Source organism: Candidatus Neomarinimicrobiota bacterium (assembly GCA_022573815.1).
Lineage (GTDB): Bacteria > Fidelibacterota > SORT01 > SORT01 > SORT01 > JACZTG01.
Genome location: JACZTG010000016.1, coordinates 43272 through 50419 on the forward strand (window position 1 = coordinate 43272; position 7148 = coordinate 50419).

At 38.8% G+C, this 7148-nt stretch carries 6 protein-coding genes; all 6 read right to left on the reverse strand.

Annotation, left to right across the window (positions count from 1 at the left end):
- Positions 1 to 36: 36 nt before the first annotated feature.
- Positions 37 to 2271, reverse strand: a complete 2235-nt coding sequence (locus IIB39_07640) for a hypothetical protein (GenBank protein MCH8928569.1) — start codon at positions 2269 to 2271, stop codon at positions 37 to 39.
- Positions 2272 to 2503: 232 nt separating this feature from the next.
- Positions 2504 to 3388 (reverse strand): PDZ domain-containing protein, encoded by an 885-nt coding sequence (locus tag IIB39_07645; protein MCH8928570.1) that lies wholly within the window; start codon positions 3386 to 3388, stop codon positions 2504 to 2506.
- Between the two features lie 94 nt (positions 3389 to 3482).
- On the reverse strand, positions 3483 to 4379 hold the full coding sequence (locus tag IIB39_07650) for a TIGR01777 family protein (GenBank protein MCH8928571.1): 897 nt from the start codon (positions 4377 to 4379) through the stop codon (positions 3483 to 3485).
- Positions 4380 to 4423: 44 nt separating this feature from the next.
- On the reverse strand, positions 4424 to 5263 hold the full coding sequence (locus IIB39_07655) for a phosphodiester glycosidase family protein (GenBank protein ID MCH8928572.1): 840 nt from the start codon (positions 5261 to 5263) through the stop codon (positions 4424 to 4426).
- A 255-nt stretch (positions 5264 to 5518) separates the two neighbouring features.
- Positions 5519 to 6586 (reverse strand): flippase-like domain-containing protein, encoded by a 1068-nt coding sequence (locus tag IIB39_07660; protein MCH8928573.1) that lies wholly within the window; start codon positions 6584 to 6586, stop codon positions 5519 to 5521.
- A 44-nt stretch (positions 6587 to 6630) separates the two neighbouring features.
- A partial coding sequence (locus IIB39_07665; protein MCH8928574.1) for a DUF3108 domain-containing protein occupies positions 6631 to 7148 on the reverse strand: 518 nt, incomplete at its 5' end.

Sequence of the window (7148 nt, forward strand, 5' to 3'; positions counted from 1 at the left end):
TAAAAACTTTGTTCTAAAACAGTCGAAATAACCGTATCAATTTACCGTAAATGTTCTTGTAACACTCCTGCTGTTATTAGCATTGTCAATAGCTGAGACAGTGAATGTATGTTTACCCTTGCTCAAGCGCCGGTACGATTTATATGTCGCGGTATTGCTTGCCGGATGCCATTCAAAGATCGTTTTTTCACCGTCAAGTTCAATTGTGATAGCATTTTCATCTTGTATCCCGGAAAGCAGATCTTTAATCTTTGCGCTGATTTCCACTTCCCTGCCATTTACAATCGAATTATTTAATGGTGTTACACTCTTGATTGTCGGCGGAACATTATCTCCTAATACCGCAAAACTTTCAAGACTTAATACCTCGGTTGACATAACCTGCATCGAAGAATCGTGTTCGCTATTTAGATAGACCCAGCCCTTTTTGGAATCATAATAGTATATTCCCAATTTATCCTTCGGCATTTCAGATTTTGGATATCGCACCAATACCTTCACAACCTCTTTCATAGGCTGATATGTAGGCGAAATATTATAAACGGGTGTTAAAATCTCATCACTTCCGCTAAAATATTTAGCGTCATCAGATAATTCGACATCGCCGAAATAATCTATATAAAGAGATCTGTCGTCAAATTGGGCAATGAAATTCCCGTCCTTTGAAACAAGAGTTCCGCCTTTTTCATTAGATATATGATTAAGATAAATATTCTCTGAATGAATGACTTCTCCGCTGGTTCGCCGAATTACGCTTATAGTAGAAGGAACACTGAGTAATTTCAGATCAATAGAAGATTGAAATTCATACGGGCTTGTTCTATTGACTTTGAGCTCCACTGTTCTTTTATCTTCGGATTTCAAAATCAGTAGCGGAGTTTCATCTAATATGTCTGATTGCTCATATTTTATTACAAGGTGATTATCATAATACTCGAAATTTATTTTACCTGTGCTATGCTCATTCACTTCTTTCAATTTTATAATAACAGGCAACAGAGAAGCCCCGAGCATGTCATTACCTTCTACTTTTAGATATGTGTAATCAATGGGATTTGTAGGTATTGTCACCGTTATACCACTCTCGTTTTTCTTTCGTTTTCTGGTTCCTAATTTTGTGGATTTCCTGTCGGCTGCGAGACCTGTTAATTCTAATCTTGACAGAGGAACTCCTTTAGAGCTGAATTTTAATGTGAGGTTATCGGCTCCATTATTTGAAAGCGTGTACATCAGTTTATCAGCAGGTTTGTATACAAATGCCCCTCGTACAGTTGCCTTATTGCCGTAATAGTCCGCTACTACAATCTCAAATGAATGCAGTCCCGGCATGACCGAGGAGTTTATTGCTCCATCGGACCGATAGCTGTAAAACGGCATTGTATTATACGGTTTGGAGTATAGAGAGTGAAATATTCCCATTCCTTTCCGCCATAGCCTGTACTCTCGATCTATCTCGATCTGTCGAGTATCACTGAATGAAAATGTCTCATAATTCGATCGGAAATGCTCTACGCCGTCTATCTTTAAGAGGAAAGAGCTAATACCGTATTTATTCGGGATATTATTCGCCATATCGTATGCAGAAATCGCCAACCCTATTTTGCCGTGAATTTGCACAGTATCTTCTATTTCATATAAATATCTGCTCACCCTGCTTAGTTTGAATACCTTTTCGGTGAATCCGCCGTCTATTTCAGACCCGCTTTGTAATGGAATGAAGGCGAGCTTAACAGGAGTAGGTCGAATCGCATCCTTAACCTTAAATCCGAACGCTAATGGATTCATCGGATTATTGTTGGAATCTCTAATTTCGAAATGAAGATGAGGATATTTTGTGCCTGTTTTTCCGCTTACCCCTATCACCTCACCCTTTTTCACCGGAAATCTTCTTGATTTAAAATGCAAATCAACTCTATAATTCCCGGATTCTTTTTGCTTAATTCTGATTACTTCTTCTAATTCATCGCTGAATCCTTTCAAGTGAGCATATACGGCTGTATTTCCGTCGGAAAGTTTTTGATAAATCACTTTTCCATAACCAAATGGCGATACCTTTACTCTGCTGATATATCCGTCATTTACAGCAAATATTTTATATCCTTCCCTGTTCCATGTTTTTATGTCAATGCCTGAGTGGAAATGACCGGGGCGAAACTCGCTGAAAGTTGATGTGATTGCCCGGCTGGCATTTGTTGGCCATTGATATTTCTGCGCTTTTAGTTCTCCCGCTCCGGCGAGTAGGACAATAATAGATATGAGTTTTATAAGCATTCGACTGATAATGTAATCTCTCCCCCTTTTCGCAACAAATCATTTTTCGAAAGAATTTATTTTGTTGGGTTAAGGTTTTCCAACGGATTTAAAAGTAAAATTAATAACCCCGACTATCCACATTGCCGGGGTTAGTAATTCTATCTTTATCGTTTTCCTATATCGCTATCTCATCTTGCTATTCGTTATCCTTAATCTTTCTCATTTCACTGTTTATTTCATTGAGCTGGTACTATAGATCAATGTCTATCTCATCCTCCGGATGTCGGAAATTGTTATGAAATTCTTTCATATCAATATGAAAATCATCCATCTCAAAGAATAAAGAACTCTTGTTACCCTTATGCATCGGTCCGAAAAATCTAAATTCATCGGTTTCATAATCTTCCCTGTCACCAAGTTTTACTTTTTTCTTCGATTTCTTCTTATTTCTCACATATTCTATTTCTACTTTTTCGTCGGGGTCATAACGGGATATTGCTTTCCGCAATTCCCTTGAGTCTTCAACTATCCTCTTTCCTACCTTAGTTATGACATCACCACTTTTAAAACCCGCTTTCTCCGCAGGACTATCTTCCATGACGTTAACCACCAAAACACCTTCGTCTTCCTCAATCTTAAAATATTCCCTCAATCCTTCCGTCAGGTCGTACATATCTATGCCTAAGTATCCTCCCTCGTCACTCCGGGTGAAAAAACTAAACCCGTGAGTTCTACCACTCCTATTCCGGGAAAATCTTCTTTCTCTACCAACTAAAACCTTGAAGTTTTTAATCTTTCCGTCACGGTTCACCCTGATATCTACTTCTTCTTCAGGTGGTGTCCTTCGGACAAAATCCTGTAGTTGATCCGCGTAATTTACCGTTTTCCCCTCATACTTTAGTATTACATCTCCCCTTTTAATTCCGGAATCATCCGCAGGACTATCTTTTGAAACACGAGTTACAAGAACCCCTTCTGATACATTCAGGTTCCAATCATCCTGGACATCCTCGTTTACAGTCTCTATCCGCACACCCAGCCAACCACCTTTTTTCCCCGCTTCTGTTCTTCCGGCAGATACGCTGATTACGGTAAGAGTAGCCAGACTTAAAACAGCCAATTTCTTTATCATCATAATCCCAGTCTCCTTAAAAATATCTTCACTTATAAAGACGAGACAGCGCTCGAAAAAGTTTTATTTTGGAGAAATGAATATTAAAAAGTGTAATTTATTTTTTGAGGGTAAAGCGCAAAGCATCTTCTAAGCGGGGATATTTAAATTCAAATCCGCTTCCTATCAATATCTGTGGAACCGCATTGCTGCTGCTCAATAAAAGTTCTTCCGCTACCTGACCGAAAAGAATTTTCAGGACAAATCCGGGCAAGGGTAAAAACGTGGGGCGATTGATAACTTTCCCGAGTGTTTTTGTAAATTCATAGTTAGTGACAACTTCGTGAGAATTGATGTTAACGGGAGTTTGGATATTATCGGAAATTAGGAGATGATATACTGCCCTAACGAAATCGTCAATTAATATCCAACTAAAATATTGAGTTCCGCTTCCCAACTTACCTCCAACTCCCATATAAAACGCAGGTAACATCTTTTTTAGCGCACCACCCTTTGATGATAGGACGACACCAATTCTCATTTGAATGACTCTGATACCTGCTTTCATAGCCGAATCGGTCGCTTTTTCCCATTTGACGCACAACTCTGACAAAAACCCTTTCCCGGGTTGTGTGCCTTCATTTAACAGAGTTGAGCCACAATCACCGTAAATTCCTATTGCGCTTGAAGAGAGAAATGTTTGAGGAGGATTTTTCAGCTGTGCAACCGTATCAGCAAGCAACCGGGTACTGTCAATTCTACTTTCGAACAACACTTTTTTCCGATTTTTCGTCCATCTGCCCAGCCCGATATTCTCGCCTGAAAAATTCACTATCGCATTTATATTTTCTAACTTCTCTTTATCAATTTTTCCGCTGATAGGGTTCCATTCTATTTCGTCGCTACTACCCGGTTTTCTTCTGACGAGGCGAAGAACATTATGACCTTTTTTCCGTAGATACTCAGAAAATTCAGTTCCCAGTAAACCGGAAGCGCCGCTTATAGCTATTTTCATAATTTTAAGTTTAGTTTCATCGGAGTTGTTTCTACTTCAAAATATCAGTTACAGAAAATCGCTATCGCCGACATTACCTCACGCTGTAAAGTTCCGCCCACCGGCATATTCAGCAATCTGCCATTCGCGTAAATAGATGAAGAGCCACCGCCATCAAGATTTAAAGCTTCAATAGCTCCAATGTCCTTCATAATTTGGGCGAGTTCATCTAAGTTCACTCCCCTGCTATCGCTCTGACGACCATCAACAATCAGTAATAGTAATTCACCTTCGGAAGTATAACCAATTGCTGTGCGAGGATGAACATCCGGTATTGACGTATCGAAAAAAACTTCTTCATCGCTTGTTACTCGAGCTGCACCCTCCGCAAATAATATGGGGCCGGCGCTCAGTGCCTCACTGAATTCCCAGAATTGGGCGGAAGAAATATCGGGTTTTGGTATCGGTTTATGAGGAACGTTTCCGAACGGCTCTTTCCATTCGAATAGCGAATCATTTCTGCTTGAGACCCAGGCAATATCCATCTTGCCATTGTCGTTCAGCCCGAATGCGCCACGTGAGATGTAAAACCTTAAACTATCACGCATTACTGAAGGAGTAGCGCGTTTTAATACTTTTCCATTTACCTTCAACAAACCCACATGTTTCGTTGGATTAAGATCCATGCGGAAATATCCTCCATTTACAACTACGCAGGCTCCTAAATCATTCGCAAAACTCAAAACCGATTCTCTACCGCTCAGTTCGTCAGATGCTACCACCCGGGCATTAATATTCGAATCTTGAAGCGATACGGACATATACCATGCTTTCAATGGGATCAGCTCGTTTACTGCTTCAAATATTTTTATCCCATCCGGCAGCTCCTCGTTAAGAGACTGCATTGGACTCCATTTTAATATTATTTTCGAGTCTGACGATCTCTTTGAGCAACCGAATGTCAAAACAGTCAGATAACAAGTTATAAGTAGAATGAATTTGGATGTTGGATTTATTCTAAGAAATGTAATTGCTATTATTTTTATATTAAAAATATATAAACCCTTTAAATGAAAACGAAATTTGTAGCTATAATGTTAACAATTATTGCTGATAAAATCCACTAAGAGGAGATTAATTATTCGCCTGCTATTCTTAATTTATGTTACTGCCGGTTCTGTGCTATTACTCTTTTCTTCTTGGTTCTTTGATAACTCGCGGAATAAAATTGCGCCTCCGAATGCCATACCGATGTAAAGTATGAATGCTCGCCAGATAAACGTATATGCTGTCATTAGATAGAGTGGTACTATTTTGTTCAGCAGCTCTGCCGATGCTACTTCTGCGATGCCGCTGCCACCCGGTGTTGGCATCAGATAATACATCGAGGTCAAAATAGATTGTATCTTTATTGTATAAAAATATTCTGTTTGTATTCCGAGGGAATGAATTACCACAAATGCTATAGTAAATTTATTCAGGTAAACAAGGCTTGACAATATGAAGGATAGGAATACTGCAAACGGTGATTTTTTTGCTACCGCAAAGAATGTATTTTTCAAAGTATGAATCTCATCGATAATATTTTCATTGAAAATATTTATACGTTCGCTACTGATGAAAAAGTTAACCGCCTTGCCCAATACCCTTAAAATCGTTCCGAGAAATATTGGCCTCAACAGAGATATTCCGATTAAAAGTATTACTGCTCCAATTAACAACATACCATAAAGAAAGAGCTGCGAAAGCGCAGGTCCTAATAGCTGTTCGCCTATTGTCATCACAGCGTACATCCCGGAAATCATAATAAACATCATTGAAAAAAGATAGCCATAAGAACTCACTGCTATTCCTTCAAGTATTGGAAGCCCTTCGCTATATAACATATAGACTTGACCGGCGCCGCCGCCTGATTGAAACGGTGTTACCGCTCCCACGAAAATTGTAGCTGAGTTGGCTTTTAAGCAGCCGAAAAACGATATTGGGACACTCGCGCGTCTTGCAAAAATCCATAATCGCATAGCTCCAAGAATCAAATCAAACAGAACCAACAAAAAGAGAATTACGAAATATTTCATTTCAATATGAAATAAGACGTCTTTGCCGTTTTCTGTACCGTTAAAAAAATATATAAATGTGAACCCGGCTAATGAAGCAAGTATGAACAACTTAATACCGCGCTTCAGTGATTTTAGGTTTATCCCATTCTTATTATCAGATTTATCCAAATATTATCCTCGACGGATTATCTATATATGTTTTTACAAATATATTATTGTTCATGCGAGGATAATTTATGATTTTTCAATTCCACTTTAATTCTTCCCAAGAGTACATCAACCTCTGCATACACTAATATATGTTTTGGATCAACACTGAACCAAGCTCGCCATGAACCGTTAAATCCTTTGAACCCGTCGTATTTTGCCTTGCCATCAATTCTGTATGCTTCAACCGTCATCTTGCTTTTTTTCAATTTTACGAGCTCGGAAACTGATTTGCATACTATTTGTGTCCACTTGATCTCATTCTTTATAATAGTAGGAAACTTTAACGTAGTATCCACACCTGCAAATGATCTCGCATAATAAATGCTTGAAACACCATCCTGAACTCTATCAAAATTCAGCGCCTTTTCAGTCCTGAGCGTATCTTCTTCCCATAACAAATTCCACGAAGCATATTGATAAGTTCTATTTTCATAGTCAAAATTGTATTCTTCTTTGTGTCCCGAATCTCTTGTCCACCAATGTGAAATAAACCGATGACTAAAAAAAGAATTATCAATAT